The organism is Selenomonadales bacterium 4137-cl (assembly GCA_032334055.1).
Taxonomy (GTDB): Bacteria; Bacillota; Negativicutes; order Sporomusales; family UBA7701; genus Anaeroselena; species Anaeroselena agilis.
This window is the reverse complement of sequence record JAUOZS010000001.1, coordinates 2,524,750-2,550,777: the sequence shown is the minus strand read 5'-3', so window position 1 is coordinate 2,550,777 and position 26,028 is coordinate 2,524,750. Positions and strand designations below refer to the sequence as shown.

The window sequence follows — 26,028 nt, the reverse complement described above, 5'->3', positions numbered from 1 at the left end:
CTTGGTTGTGAATTATTGGCAGGATTATCGGCGGACGGCGCGAATTTACTGAAAGGTAGCAGTGTTATGTTATTTACGAGGGTGGTTTTGTGGCCGCAAAGGGCGAAATGGTAGCCTTCAAAGGAGTTAACGGCGAGGTGCAGCTTGTTCTGAACACGGAAAACTTCGCCGCCGCCCTGGAGCAGTTGGCCGCCAAACTGGCCGCCGCTGAAGAGTTTTTCCCCCGCGGTACGATGGTGAAAGTGCCGGCCGCCCGGCTTGGCGCCGACGAAAGGCGGCAGCTTGACGCCGTGTTCGGCGAATTCGGGCTGGTCTGCGCGCCGGAGTGGCCCGACGGCCGCGACGGAGAAGAAGATGCCCCGGCAACCGCCGAGCGGGACGGGTACGAGATAAACGCCCTGGTCGTCGCCAGGACGGTGAGGAGCGGCCAGAAGGTCGTCCATCCCGGGTCGGTGGTTGTCATCGGCGACGTCAACCCCGGCGCCCAGGTGATCGCCGGCCGGGACATAATAATCCTCGGCGCCTGCCGGGGGGTCGCCCATGCCGGCGCGTACGGCGATGAGACCGCCACCATCACCGCCAACAGGATCGTTGCCACCCAGCTTCGCATCGCCGGGCTGATTGCCAGGGCGCCCGACGATCTGGACAAGCCGGCTTATATCGAGACGGCCCGCATAAAGGAAGGCAGCGTTGTAATCGAGCCAGCCAACAGATAGGGAGGAATCTTGGTTTATGGGCGAAGTCATCGTAATCACCTCCGGCAAGGGCGGGGTCGGCAAGACGACAACCACCGCCAACCTCGGCACCGGGTTTGCCCTGCTGGGCAAGAAGGTCGTCCTTATCGACGCCGATATCGGCCTCAGAAACCTCGATGTGGTCATGGGGCTGGAAAACAGGATCGTCTACGACCTCGTCGACGTCACCGAAGGCAACTGCCGCCTCAAGCAGGCCCTCATCCGCGACAAGCGCTACGAGACGCTCTTCCTGCTGCCGGCGGCCCAGACGCGCGACAAGAACGCCGTCAGCCCCGATCAGATGCAGAAACTGTGCAAGGATCTTGCCCAGGATTTCGACTATGTTCTAATCGACTGTCCGGCCGGCATCGAACAGGGCTTCAAGAACGCCATCGCCGGCGCCGACCGCGCCGTCATCGTCACCACGCCCGAGGTTTCCGCGGTGCGCGACGCCGACCGCATCATCGGCCTGCTTGAGGCCGAGGGCAAGAGCAACCCCAAGCTGATCGTCAACCGCATCCGGCCGCACATGGTGAAAAAAGGCGACATGATGGACATCGACGACATTATTGAGATTCTGGCGGTCGACCTTTTGGGCATCATCCCTGAAGACGAGTACATCGTCATCTCCACCAACCGGGGCGAGCCGGCCGTGGTCAACCCGGCCTCTGCGGCCAGCACGGCCTACAAGAACATCGTCCGGCGGATGATGGGCGAGAATGTGCCGCTGATGTCGATGGAGGCGGACAGCGGCTTCTTCAGCAGACTGAAAAAAATGTTCGGCTTCAAGGAGGGATAAGGGTGTTTGACCTGTTGCAGAAGATGTTCGGCAAGGAAACGTCCAAGTCCAAGGATGTCGCCAAGGAGCGGCTGCGCCTCGTCCTCGTCCACGACCGGGTCAACGTGTCGCCGCAGTTCATGGAAGTGCTCAAGGAAGACATGATCAAGGTCATATCCAATTATATGGAGATTAACGAAAAGGATATGGAGGTTAACCTGACCCAGACGAACACGTCGCAGGTTGCGCTGGTGGCGAGCATCCCGGTGAACAGGATGAAGCGCGGCGCGCTGTCCGGGGAATGACCGCAAGCTGTTTATTTGGTCCGTGCGCGGCTTTTCGCGGCGACGCCCCGCGGGCGGACTTTCTAAACAGCTTTCGTTTTCTGCACATTCTTTCCGCCTGGACTGGGCGCCGAAATGCGGCTATAATATATAAGAATAAACTCGGAAGGTTAGGGTAAACCCATGCTCAGCCGGCGCCTCCTGAAAAATCTCGACTTCACCGTCATCGCCGTGACGGTTCTTCTTGTTCTTATCAGCCTGGTCATCATCGGCAGCGCCACCCACATCAACACCCCCGGCGAGGACCGCTACTGGTACGTGCAGCGCCAGGGCCTGTTCGCCCTCGCCAACCTGGCCGTCATCTTCCTCCTACTGCATTTTGACTACAAAATGCTCGGCAAGTACGCCAACATCCTGTACGCCGTCAATCTTATCATGCTGCTGGCCGTCATGTTTGTCGGCCACTCGGCCCTCGGCGCCCAGCGCTGGATCCAGATCGGGCCCATCAGCCTCCAGCCGTCGGAATTCGCCAAACTGATAATGATTGTTTCGCTGGCCCACCTGCTGGAGAAACGGCAGGGCCGGCTCAATACTTACAAGGATCTGGTGCCAATTTTCGCCTTCGTCGGCGTGCCTTTCCTGCTGGTGCTCAAACAGCCCGACCTCGGGACGTCGCTCGTTTTCATCGCTATTCTTTTCGGCATGCTTTTCATCGCCGGCATACGGATGAAGCATCTTCTTACCATCATTGGCGCCGGCCTGGCTTTCATGCCGATCTTCTGGCATTTTCTCAAGGACTACCAGAAAATGCGGCTGACCGTCTTCCTCGATCCCAACGTCGATCCGCTCGGCTCCGGTTACCACATCATCCAGTCGAAGATTGCCATCGGCTCGGGGATGCTGTTCGGCAAGGGCTTGTTCGCCGGTACCCAGAGCCAGCTCAACTTTTTGCCGGAAAACCACACCGACTTCATCTTCGCCGTCATCGGCGAGGAGTTCGGGTTCGTGGGCTCGTTCGTCGTTCTCGCCCTTTACCTCATCCTCCTCTACCGGGGAGTGAAGGTTGCCGGCGAAGCCCGCGACAGCTTCGGCATGCTGCTCGCCACCGGCATCACCTCGATGCTGGCCTTCCACGTGCTGGTCAACGTCGGCATGACCGCCGGCATCATGCCGGTCACGGGCATCCCGCTGCCCCTCATGAGCTACGGGGTCAGCTCGCTGACCACCAACCTCGTCAGCATCGGTATCCTGCTGAACATCTATATGCGCAGGCAGAAGATACTCTTTTAGGGAGTGATCGCATGGAATACCATGAAGCGGTAGCCCGCCTCGCCCCGTGCGGCCTGGACTGCAGCCGTTGCGCCGACTTCCGGGACGGCGAGATCCGGGCTTTGAGCGCGCGGCTCAAAGAACTGCTCGGCAATTACCAACGGCTGGCTGCGATGAAGGCCGCCGGCCGCCCCGAATTCGCCCACTACGGCCAGTTCGCCGCGATTCTGGACTCGTTCGCCGCCGCGCCCTGCAGCGGCTGCCGGGGCGACAACGTCACCTGCCCGCTGGACTGCACCGCCAAGACGTGCCACAAGGACAACGGAGTGGATTTTTGCTTCCAGTGCGGCGAATACCCCTGCGACAAGCAGTTCGAGGGCAAGCTCCGCGACCGCTGGCGGTCGATCAACGACCGCATGAGGGAGATCGGCGCCGCCGCCTACTGTGAGGAACAGGGTAAGCTGCCAAGATATTGATGCATTACCTACTATAAGTGCACAGGCATGGAGCTTGTGCACTTTTTTGTTATCTTTTTCCCCCCGCTGTCATATACATCCAAGTAGAGAAAGCGATGTCTTGGCGGGGGGGCAGCTGAGGAATATGGCCAGACACTGGAACGCCAACTGGGGAAGCCAGCGCCATGAACCCAGGGACCACTGGCAGCAGCGCGATACAGGGGACGGCTACGGCTGGCTGCGGCGCACCGTGGCCGCGCTCATGCTGTTCGCCGTCGTCTACGCCGCCCAGGTGTCGGACACGGCGTTGGGCCGCGCGGTCACCGACGCGGTGAAGTACGCGCTCACGACCGAAACCGATTTCGCCTACCTGGCGGAAAAAGTAGCGAGCTATGCGCCGGGCAGCATGGATATTTCGGTGTTCAAGCGTATGGGAGGCAACGTCACCAAGCCGGCCGATCCCTACCTGTACCTGACCAGACCGGTCGACGGCAAGGTCGTCGCCCCGTTCGGCTGGCAGGTTCACCCCGTGCTCAAGCAGGAAGTGATGCAGGAGGGGGTCGGCCTGGAGGCGGGGCTGGGAGCGCCGGTCAAAGCGGCCGCGGCCGGACGGGTCAAGGCAGTCGCCGACAGCGCCCGCTACGGCAAGGTTTTGGTTGTCGAGCACGGCCGGGATGTCGAGACTCTTTACGGACACCTGGGCGAGGTTCTTGTCAAGGAAGGGGAGACGGTCAGCCAGGGCCAGGTGGTGGCCAGGGTGGGCAAGACCGGGATGACGGCGGCGCCGCTCCTGTATTTCGAGGTGCGTGAGAAGGGCGTGGCGGTTGATCCGCTGCCAAGGATCACGGGCGGGGCCGACAGGCGGGAAGGGAAGTGAAAGCTTGCGGGCCGGTAAGGTTGCAGGCGTTCAGCTGATATTCAACAACTGGTTTCTGGCCCTCGTCGTCCTGTTCGCCTTCGCCGGACTGGCCGGAAAAGCCCTGGCCGTATTCGCCGCGGTGCTGTGGCACGAAGCGGCGCACGCCGCTGCCGCCACCGTTCTCGGCTACCGGGTGCGGGAGATCGAGCTCCTGCCCTTCGGGGGCGTCGCCCGCATCGACCGGGCGGACACGGCGGGGGCGGCGAGCGAAATCATAATGGCGGCTGCCGGACCACTAGCCAGCCTGGTCCTGGCGGCCGCCGTCTATTTGGCGCGCGCCGCCTACCCTGCCCATGCCCTGTGGCTGGACTTTTATTATCAGGTAAACATCACGCTGGCCGGCTTCAATCTCCTGCCGGCCCTGCCCCTCGACGGCGGCCGCATTCTGAGGGCCCTGCTCGCGCTGCGCTGGGACTGGAGCGAAGCGACGGCGACGGTGGCCGGCTTCGGCAAGCTGCTGGCCGTGGGCCTGGTGGCGGCCGCCGGCGTGGGGCTGTGGCGGTCGTCCACCGTCAACCTGACCTTTCTCGTAGCCGCTGCGTGGCTGTTCTACGCCGCCCGGGCCGAAACGGCGACTGCCGGCTTCCGTTCCATGCGCATACTGGCGAATAAAAAGGCCGAACTCACCGCCCGCGGCGTCATGCCGACCGTCCATGTCACCGCCCTGGCCTCCGTCAGGGTCAGCGAGGTCGTGCGTCTGTTCGGCCCCGAGCAATACTACGTCGTCCTGGTGGTCGACGGCGATTGCCGCCTCCGGGGCGCCCTCACCGAGACCGAGGTCTGGGAGGGGTGGCCCGAGCGCGGCTTCTCGTCCCGCATCGGGGATTTTTTGTGAGGCGAGGCAGGATTTTCCCGCCTGGCGGGAGAACAACAAAAGACGTCTTTTCCTGGGCCTTCCAGCCTTCATGAGCGCCGGACCGCCTTATACTCTGCCGCCCTATGGGAAAGGCCCGATATGGGAATAATAGCTGTAACCGGATAACGATACAGGCAGGTGCCTATTTTGAGGACAGCCTGCTCCTCGGAGGATACGATGATAAAAATTCCCCCCGCCGTCTTGAGCCGGGTCGCCAAGCCGGCCCGCTACACCGGCCACGAGCAGAACTGCGTCGTCAAGGATTCGTCCCGGGTCGACGCCGCCTTTGCCCTGGCCTTCCCCGACGTCTACGAGGTGGGTATGTCCCACCTGGGCCTGAAGATTCTCTACCATATTATCAACCGTCGCTCCGACGCCGCGGCGGAACGGGTATATGCCCCTTGGCCCGACATGGAGGCCGAGATGCGGGCTGCCGGCATCCCCCTCCACACCATGGAGAGCTTCCGGCCGGTGGCCGAGTTCGACGTCGTCGGCTTCACCCTCCAGTATGAGCTCAGCTACACCAACATCCTCAACATGCTCGACCTTGCCGGCATCCCGTTGAAGAGCGCGGACCGCGGCGAGCAGCACCCGCTTGTCATCGCCGGGGGGCCGTGCGCCTTCAACGCCGAACCGCTGGCCGATTTCATCGACTTTTTCGTGCTCGGCGAGTCCGAGGAAGCGGTCGACGACGTGGCCGCAGCCGTGGCGGACTGGAAAAGGGCCGGCAAGCCCGGCGGCCGGCGCGGTTTTCTCGCCCGGGCGGCCGCCATTCCCGGCGTATACGTGCCGGCGTTCTACGACGCGGCCTACAACGCCGACGGCACCCTGGCCGCCGTAACCGCCAATCATCCCGCCGCCGCCCCGGTCGTCACCAAGCGCATCGTCGCCGACCTTGAGCATGCCCCCTACCCGACCAAACCGGTGCTGCCCTACCTCGAGATCGTCCACGACCGCATCATGCTCGAACTGTTCCGCGGCTGCACCCGCGGCTGCCGTTTCTGCCAGGCCGGCGTTCTTTACCGCCCGGTGCGCGAGCGCAAGCCCGAGACGCTTCTCCGGCTCGCCCAGGAGCTTGTCGACAGCACCGGCTACAGCGAGATATCCCTAACCTCGCTCAGCTCGGCCGACTACTCCTGCCTCAAGGACACCGTCGGCCTCCTCATCGACCGCTTCAAAGACCAGGGCGTGAGCGTGTCGCTGCCTTCGCTGAGGATCGACAGCTTCTCGATCGAGCTCGCCCAGGAGGTGCAGAAGGTCCGCAAGAGCGGCCTGACCTTCGCTCCCGAGGCCGGCACCCAGCGCCTGCGCGACGTCATCAACAAGGGCGTCACGGAAAAAGACCTCGAAGAGGCGGTCGGCGCGGCCTTCCGGGCCGGCTGGTCCGGGGTCAAGCTCTATTTTATGATCGGCCTGCCCACCGAGACCGACGACGATATCAGAGGCATCGCCGCCCTTGCCTACCGCGTCCTCGACATTTACCGCGAGGTGAAGGGCAAGCGGGGCGCCAGGGTGTCGGTGAGCGTCTCCTCTTTCGTGCCCAAACCGCACACTCCGTTCCAGTGGTACGGCCAGGACGCCGTCGCCGAGCTGGAGCGCAAGCAGCAGCTGCTGAAATCGCTCTTTAAGGACCGTAGCATCTCCTTCAGTTGGCACGACGCCCACGTGAGTTTCCTCGAAGCCGTCTTCGCCCGCGGCGACCGCCGCCTGGGCGAGGTGCTGCTCGCCGCCTGGCGGCGGGGGGCGAAGTTCGACGGCTGGTCGGAGTATTTCAAGTTCACCGTCTGGCAGGACGCCTTCAACGAGACGGGCGTCGACCCGCACTTTTACGCCGGGCGGGAGCGGACCGCCGACGAGGTCTTGCCCTGGGACCACCTCAGCGCCGGGGTGGACAAGTCCTTCCTCGAGCGGGAGTACCGCCAGGCGCTCGCCGCCGACCCGACCCCCGACTGCCGGCGGGGCGACTGCCGCGTCTGCGGCGTCTGCCAGGGGCTGGGCGTCGACATCATCGACTGGGGGACGTCGTCATGAGCGCAAAATACCGGCTTGAAATCACCAAAGGCGAGGAAGTCCGCTACGTCTCCCACCTCGACTACATGCGGTCGATCGAGCGGGCCGTCAGACGGAGCAAGTTGCCGGCCGCCTACTCCGAAGGCTTCAACCCCCACATGAAGATCGCCTTCGCCTCGGCCCTGTCGGTCGGCGTGGCCAGCGAAGCCGAATACATGGATATCGAACTGACGCATGAGCTGGACCCGGCCGCGATGGGCGAGGCCCTCGCGCGCCATCTGCCCCCCGGCATCGCCGTGCGGCGGCTCAGGCCGGTGAGCGCCCGGCATGCCGCCCTGATGGCGGTGGTCAACCTCGCCGCCTACCGCATCAGCCTGCCACTGCCCGCCGCGGCCGCCGGCCCCGCCCGGGAGGCGGTCAGCCGCTTCAACGCCGCGGCCGCCGTGCCTTACATCAAGGAGAATCCCAAGGGCAAACGGGAGATCGACGTCAAAACCTACGTAAGCGAGGTGTCGGCAACCGCCACGGCGGACGGGATGGAGCTCGCCTTAGCGGTCAGGATAACGCCGACCGGCAGCATCAAGCCGGCGGAAGTGTTAAAGGTGCTTGTGGATAATTTTGCATTGCCCGCTGACCCGGACGCCGCGCTCGTCACCCGCACCGGCCTTTTCGTCGCCGACGGGACCAGCCGGATCTCACCCCTCGATATTTAGCGGGACGCCAAGGGAGAAAGGGAAAATGGCCAAGACAATCATCGTCAACGTCGTGCCCGAGGAGACCAGAATGGCGCTCATCGAGAACGGCGAACTGGCCGAGGTCGCAATCGAGAGGACTCATAGCGGCCACATCGTCGGCAGCATTTACAAGGGGAAAATCCAGAACGTCCTGCCCGGCATGCAGGCGGTATTCGTCGACATCGGCCGCGAACGCAACGCTTTCTTGTACGTGGGGGACCTGGGCGGCAAGACCCGCCGCAAGGGCGAGGCCTACACCACCGGCCGGGAAATCGTCGTCCAGGTGGCCAAGGAGGCCATCGGCACCAAGGGACCGCGCCTCACCACCCATCTCACCCTGCCGGGCCGCTACGTGGTGCTCATGCCCACCGTGGACTTCATCGGCGTGTCGCGGCGCATCGGCACGGCCGACGAGCGCAAACGCCTCAAGGAGCTGGCCGCCAAAGTCCGCCCGAAGGGCATGGGACTGGTGGTGCGCACCGTCGCCGAAGGCCGCACCGAGGACGATTTGCGCAAGGACTGCGATTATCTCGTGAACCTGTGGAAGTCGCTTACGGCCCGCGGCAAGATGGTCAAAGCGCCGACACTGCTCTACCGCGACGTCGACCTCCTCATCCGCATCGTCCGCGACTACCTCAGCGGCGATGTCGAGAAATTCATCCTCGACAACCGCGAGGCCCACGCCCGCGTGGTCGAGCTGCTGCGGGCCGTCTCGCCCGAGCTGCTGCCCCGCCTGGAGCTTTACGACGGCGATGAGGACATCTTCGCCCGCCACCGCCTGGAAGGGGAGATTGAGAAGCTCAGCATGCGGCGGGTCGACCTGAAATGCGGCGGCTACATCGTCATCGACCGCACCGAAGCCCTGACCGTCATCGACGTCAACACCGGCAAATTCGTCGGCAAAACCAGGCTGGCTGATACCGTTTTCGCGGTGAACATGGAGGCGGCCGCCGAAATCGCCCGCCAGATCCGCCTTCGCGACATCGGCGGCATCATCGTCGCCGATTTCATCGACATGGACCGCGAGCAGCACAAGCAGGATGTGCTGGCCGCCCTGAACGAACACCTTCGCAAGGACCGCACCCGCACCAACGTCGTCGGCCTGACCGGCCTTGGCCTGGTGGAGATGACCCGCAAAAAGGTCCGCCAGGACATCACCACCGTCCTCAACAGCCAGTGCCCGTGCTGCGAGGGTCGCGGCTTCGTCCGCTCGCCGGAAACGGTGGCCGCCGCCGTAAGGCGCCAGCTCCGTCAGCTCGGCAAGGGCCAGTCGGCCGCCCACGGCCGCGTCGTCATCCAGGTGCATCCCCGCGTGGCCGAGCTGCTGCAGCGGCCGGGGGAGGTCGAGCGCCTTTCCCAGGAGACGGCGCGCCGAATCACCGTCGAAGCGGTGGCCGACATGGGCATGGAGGCGTATTCGTTCATCAATAAAGACTAATCCCGCCGTAAACGGAAGGGCATAATTGACATTACCCCCGTACTGTGATAAAATTTTATTCCGTAGGCGGCTTAGGCCGTCCATGGTTCCCGAAACCGCTCGGAAAAGGCTCTAGAAATCTCTTAGGCCGTTCAGAAGCCGTCAGATGCAAGGCGCACAACGCAGCTGACGGGTTATCAAAAGCCGTAGAGTGCCTTTGATGGCGAGTCCATTTAATGCTGGGAGGTGTAAATGTGGTATACGCAATCATTGAGACCGGCGGCAAGCAGTATCGCGTCAGCGAAGGCGACGAGGTACTTGTCGAAAAGCTGGAAATGGGCGAAGGCGACACCGTGACCTTCGACCGCGTCCTGGCCGTCGTCAAGAAAGGCGAGTTGGTCGTAGGCACGCCGGTAGTGTCCGGCGCCAAGGTCACCGGCAAGGTGGTCGAACACGGCAAAGGCAAGAAGATTCTCGTCTTCAAGTACAAGGCGAAGTCCAACTACCGTCGCCGCCAGGGTCATCGCCAACCGTTCACCAAGGTTGTCATCGAAAAAATCAAAGCCTGACATGGTCAGGATCGACATCTACCGTAACGCCGCCGGAGCCATTACCGGGTTTTCGGCCAACGGGCACGCCGACACCGCGCCGCACGGCCGCGATATCGTCTGCGCAGGCGTGGCGGTGCTGACCCAGACAGCGGTGCTGGGGCTGGAACGGCACCTGGGGCGGGATATCGACCTTGACATCGGGTCCGGCAAGCTGATACTTAACCTCAAGGGCGCTGCCGACGCGTCGACAAGCGCCATCCTGGAAACAATGCTCCTCGGCCTGGCCGAGATTGCGAAACAAAGTCCGCAGAGTGTTCGCATAACCGAACACAGGAGGTGAAGGCAATGTTCAAATTCGATCTTCAGCTGTTCGCCCATAAAAAAGGCGTCGGCAGCTCGCGCAACGGCCGCGACAGCGAGTCCAAGCGCCTTGGCGTGAAACGCCACGACGGCCAGGTGGTAACCGCCGGCAGCATCCTCGTCCGCCAGCGTGGCACCCACTTCCATCCCGGCAAGAACGTCGGCATCGGCAAGGACGACACCCTGTTCGCGAAGGTAGCCGGCAAGGTGGCCTTCGAGCGCAAGGGCCGCGAGAATCGCCAGATCAGCGTGTACCCTGTAGAAGAAGCCGTAATGTAGGCCTCTCGATTGTGTGCTTGGAATGCCCGCGGTAATCCCGCGGGCTTTTACTTTGCAGGATTTTTACGGCTGCGGCGCGAAGGGTAACATACTGTTTCGCCGGGAGGTGCGGCCGATGGCCGAAGAGGTCTGCGAGGAACTGGTACGAGCGCTCAGAGCGCAACGCCACGATTTCATCAACCACATCCAGGTCGTTCACGCCCTGCTGCAGCTTGGCCGGACCGAAAAGGCGCTTGCTTACCTCGACGACCTGGCTAAGGACCCCGAGTTTTTGGCCGGGCCGCTCCGCCAGCATGTCAGGCAGCCGTCCTGCCGGCGCACCGCCGGCTCATAAATTATCGCCTGCTGGCATATATTACATACAATGCGACGTTTTTAGAAACAAAGGTGATTCGATGTTCATAGACCGGGCAAAAATCCACGTCAAGGCCGGCGACGGCGGCGACGGCATGTCCAGCTTCCGCCGCGAGAAGTTCGTTCCCAAGGGCGGACCCAGCGGCGGCGACGGCGGCCGCGGCGGCGACATCGTGCTGGTTGTCGACGCCAGCCTCAACACCCTCATTGATTTTCGCTACAAGCGCAAATTCAAGGCCGATTCGGGTGACAAGGGCCAGACCAGCAACATGTACGGCCGTCAGGCCGACAATCTCTACGTCAAGGTACCGCCGGGCACGGTGGTGCGCGACGAAGCCACCGGCGAGGTCCTCGGCGACCTGACCGCCGAGGGGCAGGAACTGGTGGCGGCCAAGGGAGGCCGCGGCGGGCGGGGCAACGCCCGCTTCGTGTCCAGCGTCCACCGCGCCCCCACCTTCGCCGAGCGCGGCGAACCGGGAGAGGAACGCGGCCTGCTCCTCGAGCTCAAGGTGCTGGCCGACGTCGGCCTGGTGGGCTATCCCAGCGTCGGCAAATCCAGCCTTCTGGCCAGGGTTTCCGCCGCCAAACCCGAGATCGCCGCCTATCATTTCACCACCCTTACGCCGGTGCTCGGCGTGGTCAGCGTGCGGGAGGGCCAGAGTTTTGTGCTGGCCGACATCCCCGGCCTGATCGAGGGCGCCCATGAAGGTAAAGGCCTCGGTCACGATTTTCTCCGCCATATCGAGAGGACGAGGATCATTATCCACGTCCTCGACGTGTCCGGCCAGGAGGGCCGCGACCCGATCGACGACTACCATAAGATCAATGACGAGCTTAAACTTTACAGCGAACGCCTGGCGTCGCGGCCGCAGATCGTGGCCGCCAATAAGATGGACCTGCCGGATGCGCGGGAGAATTACCCGCGGGTGGCCGAGCACATCGCCGCGGAGGGACGGGAGATATTCCCCGTGTCCGCCGCCACCGGCGACGGCCTGCCGGCGCTCTTGGACCGGGCCGTGGCGCTGCTGGCCGAATACAAGGACGAGCCGGCCCCGCCGGTCGACACCGTCGTCTATACGGCCAAACCGGAGGCGCCCTTTACCATCAGGCGCGACGACGACGGCGCGTATGTCGTCGAAGGCAAGGAGATCGAGAAGCTCGTCGCCATGACCAACTTCGCCAACGACGAAGCTCTCCGCCGCTTCCAGCTGGCCTGGCGGCGGCTCGGCATCGAAGCCGACCTCAAGGAACGGGGCATCAAAGAAGGCGACACCGTCCGCATCCGGGGAGCGGAGTTCGAGTTCAAGGAATCATAGGGAAAACCCCCGGGCTGTCCGGAAAGCCGGACCAGCCTGGCAGGAAGGCGGAGTAAGCGCATGCTGACCAACAAGGAAAAACGCTACCTCAAGGCGCTCGGCGGCAAGCTGGAGCCGGTGGTGCAGATCGGCAAGGCCGGCGTCGCTCCGTCGGTGGTATCCGGCGCGGCTGGCGTAATCGCCGGGCGGGAGCTTATCAAGGTACGGGTGCTCAAGAACAGCCCCGAGGAGCCGGCGGACGCCATCGCCCAGCTCGCCGAAGGAGTCGGAGCCGAGCTCGTCCAGGTGATCGGCCGCAACGGCCTGCTGTTCAAGCGCAACGCCGACAAGCCGAAGATCGAATTTCCCGTGGCCGGCCCGATCGCGCCGGCCGCCAAGCCCGTCCCACCGCCGGCTGACCGGCCGGCTAAGCCTAAGCCGCGCGGTGCCGTCAACCCGGCCGCGGGAAGAACTCTTGCGCCGAAACCGCGGGGTGCGGCCACGCCAAGCGCCGATAAAGCCTTCGGGCCGAAGCCGCGCGGGACGGCGAAACCGGCGACGGAGAGAGCCTTCGGGCCGAAGCCTCGTGGCGCGGGCAAACCGGCCGCCGAGAAAGCCTTCGGATCAAAGCCGCGTGGCGCGGCGAAACCGGCCGCCGAGAAAGCCTTCGGACCAAAGCCGCGTGGCGCGGCGAAACCGGCCGCCGAGAAAGCCTTCGGACCAAAGCCGCGTGGCGCAGGCAAACCGGCCGCCGAAAAAGCCTTCGGGCCGAAGCCGCGTGGCGCGGGCAAACCGGTACCGGGGCTGAAAAAGGACGGGAGAGAGAATTATGCTTACCAGGCGGAGCCTGGGAGAGGCCAAACGGATCGTCGTCAAGGTGGGCTCAAGTACGTTGACCCACAGCACCGGCAAGCTAAATCTGCAGGGAATCGAAAAGCTGGTGCGGGAACTGTCCGATCTGGCAAACCAGGGCAAACAAATACTGCTGGTAACGTCCGGCGCGGTGGCGGCGGGCATGGACCGGCTAGGGCTAAAAGAAAAACCTAAGACAATTCCCGAGAAACAGGCTGCCGCGGCCGTGGGCCAGGGCATCCTCATGCATACCTACGAAAAACTGTTCGCCGAGTACGGCCAGGTGGTGGCCCAGGTTCTGCTGACAAGGGAGGACTCGGTTAACCGCAGCCGCTACGCCAATTCCCGCAACACCCTCATGACGCTGTTGGCGATGGGGGTTGTGCCGGTCATCAACGAGAACGACGTTGTTGCCGTCGACGAGCTGAAGATCGGCGACAACGATACCCTCTCGGCCATGGTGGCCAGCATCGTCGAGGCCGACCTGCTCATCATCCTGTCCGACATCGAGGGCCTTTACACCGCCAATCCCCAGACCGACCCGTCGGCGACGCTTATTCCCGAGGTCGCCGACATTACGCCGGCGGTCGAAGCTCTGGCCGGCGGCCCCGGTACCGATAAGGGCACCGGCGGCATGCGCACCAAGCTTCAGGCCGCCAAAATCGCCGTCAATTCCGGCGTCGTCATGCTTATCGCCTCCGGAGCGCGCGGCGGGGTGGTGCGGGATATTTTGAGCGGTGCGGAAATCGGCACGATCTTTCTGCCGAAGGTCAACCGCCTGCAGGTCCGCAAGCGCTGGCTGGCGTTCGGGGCGCGCATCCGCGGCGCGGTGACGGTCGACGATGGCTGCGAGCAGGCCATCCTGCGGGGCGCGAGCCTGCTGGCCGCCGGTATAACGGCGGTGGACGGCGGTTTCGAGCACGGCAACACCATCCGCATCCTGACCGCCGAGGGACGCGAGATCGCCCGCGGCATCGCCAACTACAACGCGGCCGACACCCGCCGGATAATGGGCGCCCATACCAACGAGATCGCCGATCTTCTTGGCGGCAAGCCCTACGACGAGGTCATCCACCGCGATAACATGGTTTTGCTTGTTTGAGGAGGGAATTTTATATGGATTATCTGGCCGAACTGAAAGAGAAGGGCGCCATCGCCAAAAAGGCGGCCGCCAGACTGGCTGTGACGCCGGCAACGGTGAAGAACAAGGCGCTTCATGCCATGGCCGACGGCCTTGAAGCGGGCGCCGACCATATCCTCGCCGCCAACGCCGAGGATATGGTCGCCGGGGAAGCCAAGGGCATGTCGACCGCTCTCCTCGACCGGCTCGCCCTGACCAAGGCTAGAATCGCCGACATGGCCGCCGGCCTGCGGCAGCTCGCCGCCCTGCCCGACCCGGTCGGCGAGACCGTCGAAGGCTGGCAGCGGCCCAACGGCCTTGCCATCGCCAAGGTACGGGTACCCCTCGGGGTAATCGGCATCATCTACGAGGCCCGCCCCAACGTCACCGCCGACGCCGCCGGCCTGTGCCTGAAGTCCGGCAACGCCGTCATTCTGCGCGGCGGCTCGGAGGCCATCAACTCCAACCTCGCGGTCGCCGGCATTCTGGCTAAGGCGGCCGAGGAAGCGGGGGCGCCGGCCGGGTCCATCCAGCTCATCGCCACCACCGACCGGGCGGCGGTCAACGCCATGCTCAGGCTCAACGACTATATCGACGTCATCATCCCCCGCGGCGGGGCCGGCCTCATTCAGACGGTGGTGGAAAACAGCACCGTGCCGGTCATCGAGACCGGCATCGGCGTTTGCCACGTTTTCGTCGACGCCAGCGCCGACCTGACGATGGCCAAAGATATCGCCTTCAACGCCAAGGTATCCCGCCCCGGCGTCTGCAACGCCATGGAGACCCTCCTCGTCCACCGGGCGGTGGCCGAGGACTTCCTGCCGCCGATGCTGGCCGCCTACCACGAAGCGGGGGTGGAGGTGCGCGGCTGCACCGGCACGATGTGCTACCACCCGGCTGTCAAAGAAGCCGGGGAGACCGATTGGGCCACCGAGTACCACGACCTGATCGTGTCGGTGAGGATCGTCAACAGCCTCGCGGAGGCGCTGGCCCACATCGCCGCCTACGGCACCCGCCACTCTGAGGCGATCGTCACCAGCAACCTGGAGAGCGCCCGCCGCTTTCAGGCCGAGGTCGACGCCGCCGCCGTATACGTCAACGCTTCCACCCGCTTCACTGACGGGTTCGAGTTCGGTTTCGGGGCGGAGATCGGCATCAGCACCCAAAAGCTCCACGCCCGCGGCCCCATGGGCCTGCGCGAGCTGACGAGCGTCAAGTATCTGGTGAATGGCACGGGGCAGATAAGATAACCGGTATGATAAAACCGGCAACCCTCCCGGCGGATCGCAAGCCGGGAGGGTTGATTTTTGTTTTCGGCGGAAATATCCGCTAAAATACAGCTGTTGTCACAAATTTACCACAAAGTGCATGTATTATTATGCTAAAGAGGGCGGCCAAAGCGCCCTGCCGTGCCTCTTTCCCGGACTCTTCCAATTTTCACACATTTTTCACAAACTCCCGCAATACCTTGTATTATAAGCACTGGAAGGCTTTTCCGGGCCAAAAGCCGCTCAGGCAACCGATTGACTAGTCAGTCAGTCGTGTGTACACTGATGATAGAAACACTCGGGGGGTGCTTGCTATGCAGGCCATATGGCAAAAAATCCGGCAATACAAATGGTGGATCATCGCCCTGATTATCCTGGCGGTAGCGGCCAAATTCGGCAGCGATTACTACGCCAAAAGCAAGAAGCCGGCGTTCACCGGTACGGTCATGGCGGTCGAGCGCGGCGACGTCCAGGCGATTGTTTCCGCCACCGGCACGATTTCGCCGGTAAACAGCGTCGACGTAAGCTCGAAAATCACCGGCCGGATCGTCGAGGTCAAAGTGAATGAGAATGATATCGTCAAGGCGGATCAGGTACTCATCCTTCTCGACGACGACCGCCTGCGGACGACGGTGTCCCAGGCGCAGGCGAAGCTGGCCAACGCCGCCGCCAATTACGAGCGCAACCGACAGCTAGCCGCTATCGGCGCCATATCGACCCAGCAGCTCGACGCGTCCCGCATGGAGTACCAGGTGGCCCAGGCCACTCACGACGACGCTGCCTCCCAGCTCAACGACACAATCATCAAGGCCCCTATCGACGGCATCGTCATTGGCAAGCCCATCCCGGCCGGCCAGACGGTCTCCCCCGGCATTTCGACGCCGATGGTGCTGATGACGATTGCCGACATGTCCAAGATGCAGATCTCCGTCCAGGTGGATGAATCGGACGTCGGCCGGGTGAAGAAGGGCCAAAAAGTCAGCTTCACCGTCGACGCCTACCCGGACAAGACCTTCGCCGGCACGGTGTCCAACGTTTCCAACAAGGCTTCCATCCAGTCGAACGTTGTTTACTACCCGGTCACCGTCGACATCGACTCTCCCCAGGGGCTGCTGAAGCCGACGATGACAGCCAGGGTTTCCATCCACGTCGGCGAGAGCAAGAACGTGCTGATCGTACCGCTGTCTGCGGTCAAGCAGACCAAGGGCCAGCAGTATGTCCAGGTCATGAAGGACGGCAAGCCGCAGAACGTAACCGTTAAGCTCGGCCTCGCCAGCGACGACAGGGTGGAAATCGCCGACGGCCTCAAAGACGGCGACAAAATCCTCCTGTCGGCCAGCAAGGCCCCGGGCCAGGGCGGCCATCCGGGGGGCAACCCGCTGCGCGGCATCCGCTGAGGAGGGAGAGACATGACCATCGCTCTGCGTGACATAACAAAGATCTATCAGATGGGCGACAACACCGTCCACGCCCTGGCCGGCGTAAGCCTCGACGTGGCCGCCGGCGAGTTCACCGCCATCATGGGCCCGTCCGGATCGGGCAAGTCGACCCTGATGAACATCCTCGGCTGTCTGGATCGGCCGACCAGCGGCTCGTACCTCCTCGACGGGGAGGAGGTGGCCACCCTCGGCGATGACGCTCTGGCCATCATCCGCAACCGTAAGATCGGCTTCGTCTTCCAGAGCTTCAACCTGCTGCCCCGCATGTCGGCCCTCCAGAACGTCGCCCTGCCGATGGTTTACGCCGGGGTCGACAGGCATAGCCGGCTGGAAAAGGCGGCCAAGGCCCTGGCTCTCGTCGGCCTTGCCGACCGCCAGCACCACCGGCCCAACGAACTGTCCGGCGGCCAGCGCCAGCGGGTGGCCATCGCCCGCTCGCTCGTCAACGACCCGGCCATCATCATGGCCGACGAGCCCACCGGCAACCTCGACACCAAATCAGGCAACGAGATAATGACGATCTTCCATGACCTCAACAAGCAGGGACGGACGGTCGTACTCATCACCCACGAACCGGACATTGCCGCCTGCGCCAAACGGGTCGTCCATGTCCGCGACGGGATAATAATCCGCGACGAGCGCGGCGAGGAGGCGGCACAATGTTCTGGGAAAGCGTCCTCATAGCCCTCGACGGCCTAAAAGCCAACAAGCTCCGCGCCTTCCTCACCATGCTCGGCATCATCATCGGCGTCGGCGCGGTCATCGCCATGGTATCCATCGGCATGGGCGTCCGGCAGAAGGTCGAGACCTCTATCGCCGGCCTCGGCTCCAACCTCATCATCGTCATGCCGGGGGCGACGACGCCGTCCGGCGTGCGTCTGGCGGCCGGCTCCAGCACCACCCTCACCAATAACGACTCCCGGGCCATCTCCCGCGAGATCGCCGGCGTCGCCGCGGTCGCGCCCAGCGTAAGCCGCTCCTTCCAGTTGGTGTACGGTAACCAGAACTGGACCACCAACGTCCTCGGAACAACCCCGGAATATCTCGACGTACGCAATTTCGCCGTCGGCAGCGGCACCTTCTTCACCAGCAAGGATATCGATACCCGCGCGCGGGTGGCCGTCCTCGGCAAAACGGTCGCCGACAACCTCTTCGGCGACGTTTCGCCGCTTGGTCAGACCATCCGCATCAACAAGGCCCCCTTCCGGGTCGTCGGCGTCCTCGAGTCCAAAGGCCAGTCAGCCGGCGGCTACGACCAGGACGACACCGTCATCGTGCCCCTTACCACCGCCCAGGAACGACTGCTCGGCATCACCCATCTGAACAACATCAGCGTTCAGGCCGAATCCCCCGAGGTCATCGACAAGGTCCAGGAAGACATCGGCGCCCTGCTTCGGGCCCGGCACCGCCTGGCGCCCGGCGTGCCCGACAACTTCACCGTCCGCAACCTGGCGTCCGTCATGGCTACCGCGCAGGAGACCACCGGCACCATCACCCTGCTGCTCGGTAATGTCGCCGCCATCTCCCTGGTGGTCGGCGGCATCGGCATAATGAACATCATGCTCGTGTCGGTGACGGAAAGAACCAGGGAGATCGGCATCCGCAAAGCCCTTGGCGCCACTTTCCGGAACATCCTGCTCCAGTTCCTCATCGAGGCGGTCGTTATCGGCGTCACCGGCGGCCTTATCGGCATCGGCGTAGGCATGGCCGGCTCGTACGCCATCTCCTACGTCGCCGGCTGGAACACCGTCGTTTCGCCGCTCTCGATCATCGTCGCCTTTGTCTTCTCGGTTATGATCGGCCTGTTCTTCGGCCTCTACCCGGCCCGCAAAGCCGCCCTGCTCGACCCCATTGAAGCGCTGCGGTACGAATAACGGCGCGGAAAACGTGGTATAATAACAGAAAAGGATGCGGGAGCGGATCGCATTGGGTTACATCCACGCCCTGTGGAGTTGGTTGAAAACCGAAAAAACGCGGCATGACCTCATGGACTGCTTGAGGGCCGCCGTGGTCATCGCCGCCGTCATGGCGATGGTCAGGATTGTTTTTGATATGATTGGCAAACTGCTGTAAAACCGCTCCTGACGGGGCGGTTTTATATTATTCTTTCCAGCGGGACGAGCCTCTGTTATAATTATGATGCGCGAAAATGCGTCTGCAGAGGAGAAACGATGCATACAACACAGAAAATCGGCATAATGGGCGGGACCTTCGACCCCATCCATATCGGCCATCTCGTTACCGCGGACGCGGTGAGGATTGAGTACCGCCTCGACAAGGTGTTGTTCATCCCGGCCGCCAATCCGCCCCACAAGCAGGATTCGCAGGTCACGCCCGCCCTGCATCGCTACATCATGACCGCGATGGCTACCTATTCCAACCCCCACTTCTTCGTGTCCGCCATCGAGATGGAGCGCCCGGGGCCTTCCTACACCATCGATACCGTCAGAATCCTCCACGAGCGCTACGCCGAACGGGCGAAATTCTACTTCATCACCGGCGCCGACGCCGTCGGCGACCTGCCTACCTGGAACAACATCGACGAACTCCTCGATCTGTGCGATTTCGTCGCCACTACCCGCCCCGGTTGCGTAAGCGCTATCGACGACGTCATTCGCCATTTCGGGCCCAAGGGAGCGGCCCGCATCCACCGCCTGACCACCCCCGAGCTGGAGATATCCTCCACCGATATCCGCGACCGGGTCAAGAAGGGCCGGTCGATCAAATACATTGTCCCGGAGAGCGTGGAAAGCTACATACTCAAAGAAGGGCTGTATATCGGCTAAGCCCTGGGATAAACAAGACTCGGCGCGGTCCGGGTCTTTTCGTTTTTTTGCCGATAATTCAGCAAAGATGTAATTTATGTCGCATTTTGCAGGAAAATCCAGGGGCAGCGGTAAAGTGAAGTATGTCGCCGTCGATTGCCTGGCGGCAACCTCGCTAAGGAGTGTCTTAACGTGGCTCTTAAACTGCTGCTAATCGGCATGGCCCTTTTATGCCTCGGCGGCTTTAGTCCCGCCGCCGCCGAACAGGCCCCGCCGCCGGCCGTACTTATCCTCAACTCGTACAACAAGGGGCTGCCGTGGACGGACGAGCAGACGGACGGCATAATATCCGGGCTGCGCAATTCCGGCGCCGATCCGGTTTTTTACGTGGAATATATCGACTGGAAGAATCATCCCACCAGGGAGAATCTCCGGCTGATGTACGAGCTTCTGAAGGAAAAGTACGCCCGCAAGAAGATTGATATCGTGATGGCCACCGACGACATGGCCGTAATCTTCGCCCTCCAGCACCGGAAGGAGCTTTTTTCCGGCGCCCCGCTGATCTTCTCCGGCGTCTACCACGCGGCGGCCGGAAAGATCCTGGGCGACGAACCCAACGTTACCGGCGTCTTCGAACAGCCGGACTACGAGGGTACCATCAGGTTGATGGCCGGCCTTAACCCCAAACTCAAATATATTTATCTCCTCTTCGACAATACCGAGAGCGGCGCCGCCACATGGGTGCCGGTCGAGGTGGCCGCCCCGCGCATCAAAGAGGGCCTGTCCGTCATCCCCTTAAACTACCTCAACCACGATATGGTCGCCGCGACGCTCAGGAGTCTCCCCGACGATTCCGCCGTACTGGTTACGACCTATTCGCGCGACACCGCCGGACATGTAATGGAACTTGAACGCTACGTCAGGTTCTTCGCCGAAAACAGCCGGGTGCCGGTCTATATTCTCTACGATTTCGAGACAGGCTACGGCGCGGTGGGGGGGAGCGTGCTCAGCGGCCGCCGCCAAGGACAGGACGCCGCCGCGCTCGCGCTGAGGGTGCTGGCCGGCGAGCGGGCGTCCGCCATACCGCCCGTATCCGCGCCGGGAGGCAGCACCGTTATCGATTACCGACAGCTCGCGAAGCACAAACTGCCAGCCGACAAAGTGCCGGAAGGCGCCGCGTTCGTCAACAAGCCCCTGTCGTTCTACGAGCAGCACAGACAGGTGATTACCGCCGCGGCGGCGATCTTCTGCGTGATGGCGGCGTATATCCTTATCCTGATAAACAGCATCCGGCGGCGTCGGGCGGCGGAACGCAAATTGATGAAAAGCAACGAGGAACTCGGCGGCCTCTACGAGGAAATCCTCGCGTCGCAGGAAGAACTCCAGGCCCAGTACGAAGCGCCGCCAAACAGGCGCTGCAGGAGAGCGAGGAGCGGTATAAACTGGCCTTGGTCGGGGCCAACGACGGCCTGTGGGACTGGGATTTCGCCACCAACGAGGTTTATCTTTCGGAACACTGCACCGAGCTTGTCGGCCTGGACCGGCAGACGATCATCGGATTGGACCAGTATTTCGCCAAGGCCGTGCCGGCCGGCGAACGGCGCAAGGTTCTCGCCGCCCTGCGCGGTCATCTGCAGGGCAAGACCCCGCATTTCGTCTATGAGCACAGAATCAAAACCCCCGGCGGCTTAAAGTGGATCATGACCAGGGGTAAAGCGCTCCTGGACGAAGCCGGCCGGCCCGTCAGAATGGCGGGATCGATAACCGATATTTCGGAACGCAAGGCCAAGGAAGAACTTGTTCGCCATATGGCTTACCACGACTCGCTCACCGGCATCGCCAACCGGGCGGCGCTTAACCGCAAGCTCCAGGACCTCGCCGCCGGGACGGCCGAAGGCCTGCGGGGAGCAATCGTGTTCATCGACCTCGACAACTTTAAAGTCATCAACGACACTTTCGGCCACTCCCACGGCGATAAACTGCTTGTCCTCGTAAGCCGGCAGCTGCGGGACATTGATGACGACCGCCACTTCGTCGCCCGCGTCGGCGGCGACGAGTTCATCGTCCTCATTGAAGACGCCGACCGTGGCCGGGCGGCTGAATACGCCGACCGTCTGCTGGCTATTTTCGCCAACCCGCTCAGCCTCAACGGCAAAAGCGTGTATGTAACCGTCAGCGTCGGGGTGACCGTGTTCCCTGACGACGGGGTATCGGCCGAAGAACTGTTTAAAAATGCCGACCTAGCCATGTATAAGGCCAAGGAACTCGGCAAGAACCGCCACGTGTTTTTCGACCGCTCGATGGACGAACTTGTGCGGCGGAAGATGATGACCGAGCGAGATCTTCGCGAGGCGATCCCCAACGGGGAACTGCGCCTGTCGTACCAGCCGTTCATCGAAACGGCCACAGGGCGCGTATCCGGTCTTGAGGCACTGCTGCGTTGGCAGCGTCCCGATAGAATAGTCATGCCCGGCGAATTCGTCAAAATAGCGGAAGAAACGGGCCTGATTGTGCCGATCGGCGACTGGGTTTTCCGCAACGCCTGCTCTTTCGCCGCCGCTATGCGCCGTCAGGGCGCCGGCCATCCCGTCGTCAGCGTCAACCTGTCGGTTGTCCAGCTTATTCGCGGTGACTTCGTCGACTGGGTACGGGAAGTAATTGGCGCGACGGGTGTCGATCCGCGGGACGTCGCCTTCGAAATTACCGAAAGCGTGCTGATGGACAACTTCGAGGCCAACATCGACAAACTCGCCGAGATCCGGCGCTTTGGCGTGAGGATTTACCTCGATGATTTCGGCACAGGATATTCGTCGCTTAAATACCTTCGTCAGTTGCCTGTCGATATCATCAAGATCGACAAGTCGTTCGTCGATGATCTGAACGACATCGACGGCCAGCGGGAGATAATCGGCTCGATCATCAGCCTCGCCCACCGCGCACGCCTGCAGGTGGTCGCCGAGGGAGTCGAGACCGAAGGTCAGCTGGCGAAACTGATAAAATACAAGTGCGACTTTGTCCAGGGCTTCTACTACAGCAGGCCGGTCGCCCAGCAGGACGTGCCCGGACTGCTGCTGCGCCTCGGCGAGCGCGAGGGAAAGTGATCGATAGATGAAAACGGGGAGCGCCTTTTTTACCCCGGGGCCTGGAGGCAGCGCCCGGGAAAGCCGGCGGCGGGAAACGGCGGACAAGTATCTTGCCGGGCGGAAGCGGGAGCGGCGGCCCAGGGGGCTGGCGAGGCTGCTCGTCGTCGTGTTGTGCATGTTCGTCGCCGGCTTTTTTTTCGATAATACCGTCCCGGCTCCTGCCGCCGCATGGGTCTACGCCGACCTCGACCAGCGGGTTTACTATCCGCCCCCCTACCTGGAAAACAGCGGGCGGGACGCCGCCGGACTGCTGCTGACGACCGCCGGCGAGGCGAAGAAAATGAACTGCGCCCCCGATCCCCAAGCCAAAAGCAAGGGCTATTTCCGGCAGCCGGACCGCAGCATGTCGGGGCGTCTCCTCCAGAGCCTCGGGATATTGAAGCCGCTCCCCGGCCGCTGGAACAGGGACGGTACGTGGAACTGGTAAAATAATTGCCGGGAAATACAAAAGGCCGCGCTTTGCAGCTATTATCCTTTATTACCATCGATCCCCGGCGTATGTCCCTCCCATTATAAGGCAGGCATAAAGGCCGCGAATCGGCAGATACTGATGGTGTAAGCAGCAGTCGAGTTCATTGGAAAGAGGGGTGATTCCTTTAATGGCGAAAACTCTCTATGTCGGTAACTTGCCCTGGGGCACAACGGAAGCCGATCTCGCGGAAGCGTTCCGTCCGCACGGTTCGGTTATATCCAGTCGCATCATCACTGACAAAGAAACAGGCAGATCAAGGGGCTTTGGTTTTGTCGAGGTCGAGGACGCTGATGTGGACAACATGATTGCCGCGATGAACGGCGCCGACTTCGGCGGCCGCCAGGTTGTCGTAAATGAGGCCAAGCCGCGGCAGGGACAATACTAGTTGAAACAAGTGCCTCCTTTCGAGGGAGGCATTTTATTTCCTCGGGACTTGGCGGTATGCCAAGTCCTTTCCTCTGTCCGCCGCCGGCTGGCGGACGCAGGAATCGGGTGGATAATAGCGAATTTTAGCAAAAGGTGAAGGCAATGACTGATAAGATGTTCGCACAACTGACGAAAGTTTTGTCACCCAAGCGCCTTGAGCATTCCCGGGGTGTCAGCGAAACGGCCGCCGTTTTGGCCGCCAAGTATGGCGCCGACGTCGGCAAAGCCCGGCTGGCGGGGCTTCTCCACGACTGCGCCCGCGGCATGCCCAGCAACATCCTATTGCAGGTCGCCGCGGCGTCTGGTATAGTGGTGAATGATGTCGAAAAACGGGAGCCCATGCTTTTGCATGCGCCGGTCGGCGCGATGATTGCCAGCCGCGATTTTGGCGTGGACGACCCGGAGGTGCTTGCAGCCATCCGTTGGCATACCACAGGTGGGCCGTCGATGGCGCTGCTTGATGAAATCGTCTTTCTTGCCGACTATATCGAACCCGCAAGGTCGTTTCCGGGGGTCGACCGCCTGCGGGAGCTGGCCGGGGAAGATCTGCCCGTGGCCCTGTTGGCCGCCTACGATCAGACTCTGAGCCATCTTCTCGCCGAACGGCGGCTCATCCATCCGGCGACGGTCGAAGGGCGCAACGCCCTGCTGATGAAGATAAAGAATTAACCGATTATTAATTTGGAGGCTGTAGAAAAGCTCTAGAGAGGGGGGTTGATATGCGCAGCCGCCTGGACTCGACCCGTGCGCGCCGCAAGATCCGCTGGTCGCGCGTGTTCCTTGTCTTCGCCGTATTCGTCGTCTTCGTGACGGCATTTGCCGGCGCCGCCCTCTACGCCTACTTGAAAATGTTCGACACCGCCGCCCTGCCCGGCGGTGGCTCTACGCCCGAAACCCGGATTACCGCTGATACCGCGCTCGGCAAACGGGTCAATATTCTGATTCTCGGCATCGACGAGGGGGACAACGAAACACCCGGCGCGCCGAAACGCTCGGATACGATGATCGTTGCCAGCGTCGACCCGGCCGACGGGGCGGTCAGCATGCTCTCCATCCCCCGAGACACGCGGGTGGCCATCCCCGGCCGCGCCGGCTACGACAAGATCACCCACGCCTACGCATACGGCGGCCCCGAGCTTGCCACCCGGACGGTGGAGGCCTTCCTGGGTGTGCCTATCAACTATTATATCGCTATGGACTGGAAAGGCTTTGTCAGCGTCGTAGATATCCTCGGCGGGGTGGACCTGTACGTCGAGCGGGACATGAACTACGACGACCCGTATGCCGGTTTGAGCATCCACCTCAAGAAAGGTTACCAGCACCTCGACGGCGAGAAAGCCGGCCAGTATATCCGCTTCCGTCACGACGAACTCGGCGATATCGGCCGGGTGCACCGCCAGCAGCGTTTCCTGAAAGCCATGACCGACGAAATGCTCCAGGTCGGAACGCTGCTCAAGCTGCCGGCTCTCTCCGCCACCCTCAGGCAGTACGTGGCCAGCGACATGCCGCCGCTCACCATGCTCACGCTCGCCAACACCCTCAAGGGCTTCAAGGACGGCGGGTTAAAGGCCGAACTGCTGCCCGGCGATTTTGCCACTATCGACGGACTCAGCTACTGGGTCGCGGACAAAGAGGGGACCAAGGCGCTCGTCCAGACGCTTTTTTCGGCCGGCGGCGCCAAAGTCAGCGGCAACCTTCCCAGCAAGACGCGCGGCAACTTATAACGAATCGCTTGCACCCCCCTATGACGGACGGGCCCAGCCCTTCCCATAGGGGGCTTCTTTTTCCTCAAGAGCGGTACGGGGAGGGGAAGCGGCGGCAGGAAACGGGCATAATCAGCAAGAATAGAATATGATAAGAATGAGATTACTAAAGGAAGGCACCGATTTCAGGAGGTAAAGCATGACCGAAGCAAACTTGGCCGAGTTGGCGGCGGCAGCGGCCAGTGACAAAAAAGCCCGCGACATCGTCATTTTAGACCTGGAGGGGGTTTCGCTGGTCGCCGACCACTTTGTCATCTGTAGCGCCAATTCCACCACCCAGGTGCAGGCGATCGCCGATAATATCGAAGAGAGGCTAGAGGAAGCGGGGATAACCCTGCTGCGCAAGGAGGGCTACCGGGAGGCCCGCTGGATACTGATGGACTACGGCGCCTGCGTCGCACACATCTTCGTCGAGGAAGACCGCCGGTATTACAGCCTGGAACGTCTTTGGGGCGACGCCAAGTCATACTCCTACCAAGAGTGAT

The 26,028-nt window shown here is 62.3% G+C and carries 28 protein-coding genes and 2 pseudogenes; all 30 read left to right on the top strand.

The annotated features are described in order from the left end of the window. Nucleotides 1–89 precede the first annotated feature (89 nt). The 30 genes and pseudogenes from Q4T40_13470 to rsfS all read left to right on the top strand — a co-directional run bounded on the left by Q4T40_13470 (nt 90) and on the right by rsfS (nt 26,027). Complete coding sequence (locus Q4T40_13470; protein MDT8902258.1) at nt 90–716, top strand: septum site-determining protein MinC; 627 nt, start codon at nt 90–92, stop codon at nt 714–716. A 16-nt stretch (nt 717–732) separates the two neighbouring features. Then, nucleotides 733–1,533 carry a septum site-determining protein MinD gene (gene minD, locus Q4T40_13465; protein MDT8902257.1) on the top strand — a complete coding sequence of 267 codons (801 nt, stop codon included), beginning with the start codon at nt 733–735 and terminating at the stop codon, nt 1,531–1,533. 2 nt (nt 1,534–1,535) lie between these two features. Further along, on the top strand, nt 1,536–1,817 hold the full coding sequence (gene minE, locus Q4T40_13460) for a cell division topological specificity factor MinE (GenBank protein ID MDT8902256.1): 282 nt from the start codon (nt 1,536–1,538) through the stop codon (nt 1,815–1,817). 162 nt (nt 1,818–1,979) lie between these two features. Next, entirely contained in the window at nt 1,980–3,086 is a 1,107-nt protein-coding gene (gene rodA, locus Q4T40_13455) for a rod shape-determining protein RodA (GenBank protein ID MDT8902255.1), read from the top strand. Between the two features lie 11 nt (nt 3,087–3,097). Next, nucleotides 3,098–3,541: a DUF3795 domain-containing protein gene (locus Q4T40_13450; protein MDT8902254.1), complete on the top strand. Its 444-nt coding sequence runs from the start codon at nt 3,098–3,100 to the stop codon at nt 3,539–3,541. Nucleotides 3,542–3,665: 124 nt separating this feature from the next. After that, nucleotides 3,666–4,397, top strand: coding sequence for a M23 family metallopeptidase (locus Q4T40_13445; GenBank protein ID MDT8902253.1), 732 nt, complete (start codon nt 3,666–3,668; stop codon nt 4,395–4,397). Between the two features lie 4 nt (nt 4,398–4,401). Further along, nucleotides 4,402–5,274 (top strand): M50 family metallopeptidase, encoded by an 873-nt coding sequence (locus Q4T40_13440; protein MDT8902252.1) that lies wholly within the window; start codon nt 4,402–4,404, stop codon nt 5,272–5,274. Nucleotides 5,275–5,472: 198 nt separating this feature from the next. Beyond that, on the top strand, nt 5,473–7,326 hold the full coding sequence (locus Q4T40_13435; GenBank protein ID MDT8902251.1) for a TIGR03960 family B12-binding radical SAM protein: 1,854 nt from the start codon (nt 5,473–5,475) through the stop codon (nt 7,324–7,326). Continuing rightward, the gene (locus tag Q4T40_13430; GenBank protein ID MDT8902250.1) at nt 7,323–8,018 is read left to right on the top strand and encodes a TIGR03936 family radical SAM-associated protein; all 696 of its coding nucleotides are present in this window, start codon (nt 7,323–7,325) and stop codon (nt 8,016–8,018) included. The genes Q4T40_13435 and Q4T40_13430 overlap by 4 nt, the downstream gene beginning before the upstream one ends. A 25-nt stretch (nt 8,019–8,043) precedes the next feature. Further along, nucleotides 8,044–9,477, top strand: coding sequence for an Rne/Rng family ribonuclease (locus tag Q4T40_13425; GenBank protein ID MDT8902249.1), 1,434 nt, complete (start codon nt 8,044–8,046; stop codon nt 9,475–9,477). Nucleotides 9,478–9,710: 233 nt separating this feature from the next. Then, complete coding sequence (gene rplU, locus Q4T40_13420; protein ID MDT8902248.1) at nt 9,711–10,025, top strand: 50S ribosomal protein L21; 315 nt, start codon at nt 9,711–9,713, stop codon at nt 10,023–10,025. 1 nt (nt 10,026) lies between these two features. Further along, nucleotides 10,027–10,347 carry a ribosomal-processing cysteine protease Prp gene (locus Q4T40_13415; GenBank protein ID MDT8902247.1) on the top strand — a complete coding sequence of 107 codons (321 nt, stop codon included), beginning with the start codon at nt 10,027–10,029 and terminating at the stop codon, nt 10,345–10,347. A gap of 5 nt (nt 10,348–10,352) precedes the next feature. After that, complete coding sequence (rpmA, locus tag Q4T40_13410; GenBank protein MDT8902246.1) at nt 10,353–10,646, top strand: 50S ribosomal protein L27; 294 nt, start codon at nt 10,353–10,355, stop codon at nt 10,644–10,646. 115 nt (nt 10,647–10,761) lie between these two features. Beyond that, the gene (locus Q4T40_13405; protein ID MDT8902245.1) at nt 10,762–10,980 is read left to right on the top strand and encodes a Spo0B domain-containing protein; all 219 of its coding nucleotides are present in this window, start codon (nt 10,762–10,764) and stop codon (nt 10,978–10,980) included. A gap of 61 nt (nt 10,981–11,041) precedes the next feature. Further along, complete coding sequence (obgE, locus tag Q4T40_13400; GenBank protein ID MDT8902244.1) at nt 11,042–12,316, top strand: GTPase ObgE; 1,275 nt, start codon at nt 11,042–11,044, stop codon at nt 12,314–12,316. A gap of 60 nt (nt 12,317–12,376) precedes the next feature. After that, a pseudogene (locus tag Q4T40_13395) lies at nt 12,377–12,658 on the top strand (YhbY family RNA-binding protein). A gap of 466 nt (nt 12,659–13,124) precedes the next feature. Then, entirely contained in the window at nt 13,125–14,249 is a 1,125-nt protein-coding gene (gene proB, locus Q4T40_13390) for a glutamate 5-kinase (GenBank protein MDT8902243.1), read from the top strand. Nucleotides 14,250–14,263: 14 nt separating this feature from the next. Then, nucleotides 14,264–15,517 carry a glutamate-5-semialdehyde dehydrogenase gene (locus Q4T40_13385; protein ID MDT8902242.1) on the top strand — a complete coding sequence of 418 codons (1,254 nt, stop codon included), beginning with the start codon at nt 14,264–14,266 and terminating at the stop codon, nt 15,515–15,517. Between the two features lie 332 nt (nt 15,518–15,849). Further along, nucleotides 15,850–16,932, top strand: a complete 1,083-nt coding sequence (locus Q4T40_13380; GenBank protein MDT8902241.1) for an efflux RND transporter periplasmic adaptor subunit — start codon at nt 15,850–15,852, stop codon at nt 16,930–16,932. A gap of 12 nt (nt 16,933–16,944) precedes the next feature. Further along, nucleotides 16,945–17,658: an ABC transporter ATP-binding protein gene (locus Q4T40_13375; GenBank protein MDT8902240.1), complete on the top strand. Its 714-nt coding sequence runs from the start codon at nt 16,945–16,947 to the stop codon at nt 17,656–17,658. Continuing rightward, complete coding sequence (locus tag Q4T40_13370) at nt 17,634–18,848, top strand: ABC transporter permease (protein MDT8902239.1); 1,215 nt, start codon at nt 17,634–17,636, stop codon at nt 18,846–18,848. Before Q4T40_13375 ends, Q4T40_13370 begins: the two co-directional genes overlap by 25 nt. A 52-nt stretch (nt 18,849–18,900) precedes the next feature. Continuing rightward, nucleotides 18,901–19,047, top strand: coding sequence for a hypothetical protein (locus tag Q4T40_13365; GenBank protein MDT8902238.1), 147 nt, complete (start codon nt 18,901–18,903; stop codon nt 19,045–19,047). Between the two features lie 98 nt (nt 19,048–19,145). Further along, nucleotides 19,146–19,760, top strand: a complete 615-nt coding sequence (nadD, locus tag Q4T40_13360; GenBank protein MDT8902237.1) for a nicotinate-nucleotide adenylyltransferase — start codon at nt 19,146–19,148, stop codon at nt 19,758–19,760. Nucleotides 19,761–19,958: 198 nt separating this feature from the next. Beyond that, nucleotides 19,959–20,867, top strand: a pseudogene (locus Q4T40_13355) (ABC transporter substrate binding protein). Between the two features lie 320 nt (nt 20,868–21,187). Next, a complete protein-coding gene (locus tag Q4T40_13350) occupies nt 21,188–22,840 on the top strand; it encodes an EAL domain-containing protein (protein ID MDT8902236.1) in 1,653 nt (550 codons plus the stop codon). Between the two features lie 7 nt (nt 22,841–22,847). Beyond that, nucleotides 22,848–23,309 carry a hypothetical protein gene (locus Q4T40_13345; protein ID MDT8902235.1) on the top strand — a complete coding sequence of 154 codons (462 nt, stop codon included), beginning with the start codon at nt 22,848–22,850 and terminating at the stop codon, nt 23,307–23,309. Nucleotides 23,310–23,481: 172 nt separating this feature from the next. Beyond that, nucleotides 23,482–23,739, top strand: coding sequence for an RNA-binding protein (locus Q4T40_13340; GenBank protein ID MDT8902234.1), 258 nt, complete (start codon nt 23,482–23,484; stop codon nt 23,737–23,739). Between the two features lie 143 nt (nt 23,740–23,882). Then, entirely contained in the window at nt 23,883–24,449 is a 567-nt protein-coding gene (yqeK, locus tag Q4T40_13335; GenBank protein MDT8902233.1) for a bis(5'-nucleosyl)-tetraphosphatase (symmetrical) YqeK, read from the top strand. A gap of 50 nt (nt 24,450–24,499) precedes the next feature. Next, nucleotides 24,500–25,504, top strand: coding sequence for an LCP family protein (locus tag Q4T40_13330; protein MDT8902232.1), 1,005 nt, complete (start codon nt 24,500–24,502; stop codon nt 25,502–25,504). 178 nt (nt 25,505–25,682) lie between these two features. Next, on the top strand, nt 25,683–26,027 hold the full coding sequence (gene rsfS, locus Q4T40_13325; GenBank protein ID MDT8902231.1) for a ribosome silencing factor: 345 nt from the start codon (nt 25,683–25,685) through the stop codon (nt 26,025–26,027). The last annotated feature ends 1 nt before the right edge of the window (nt 26,028 follow it).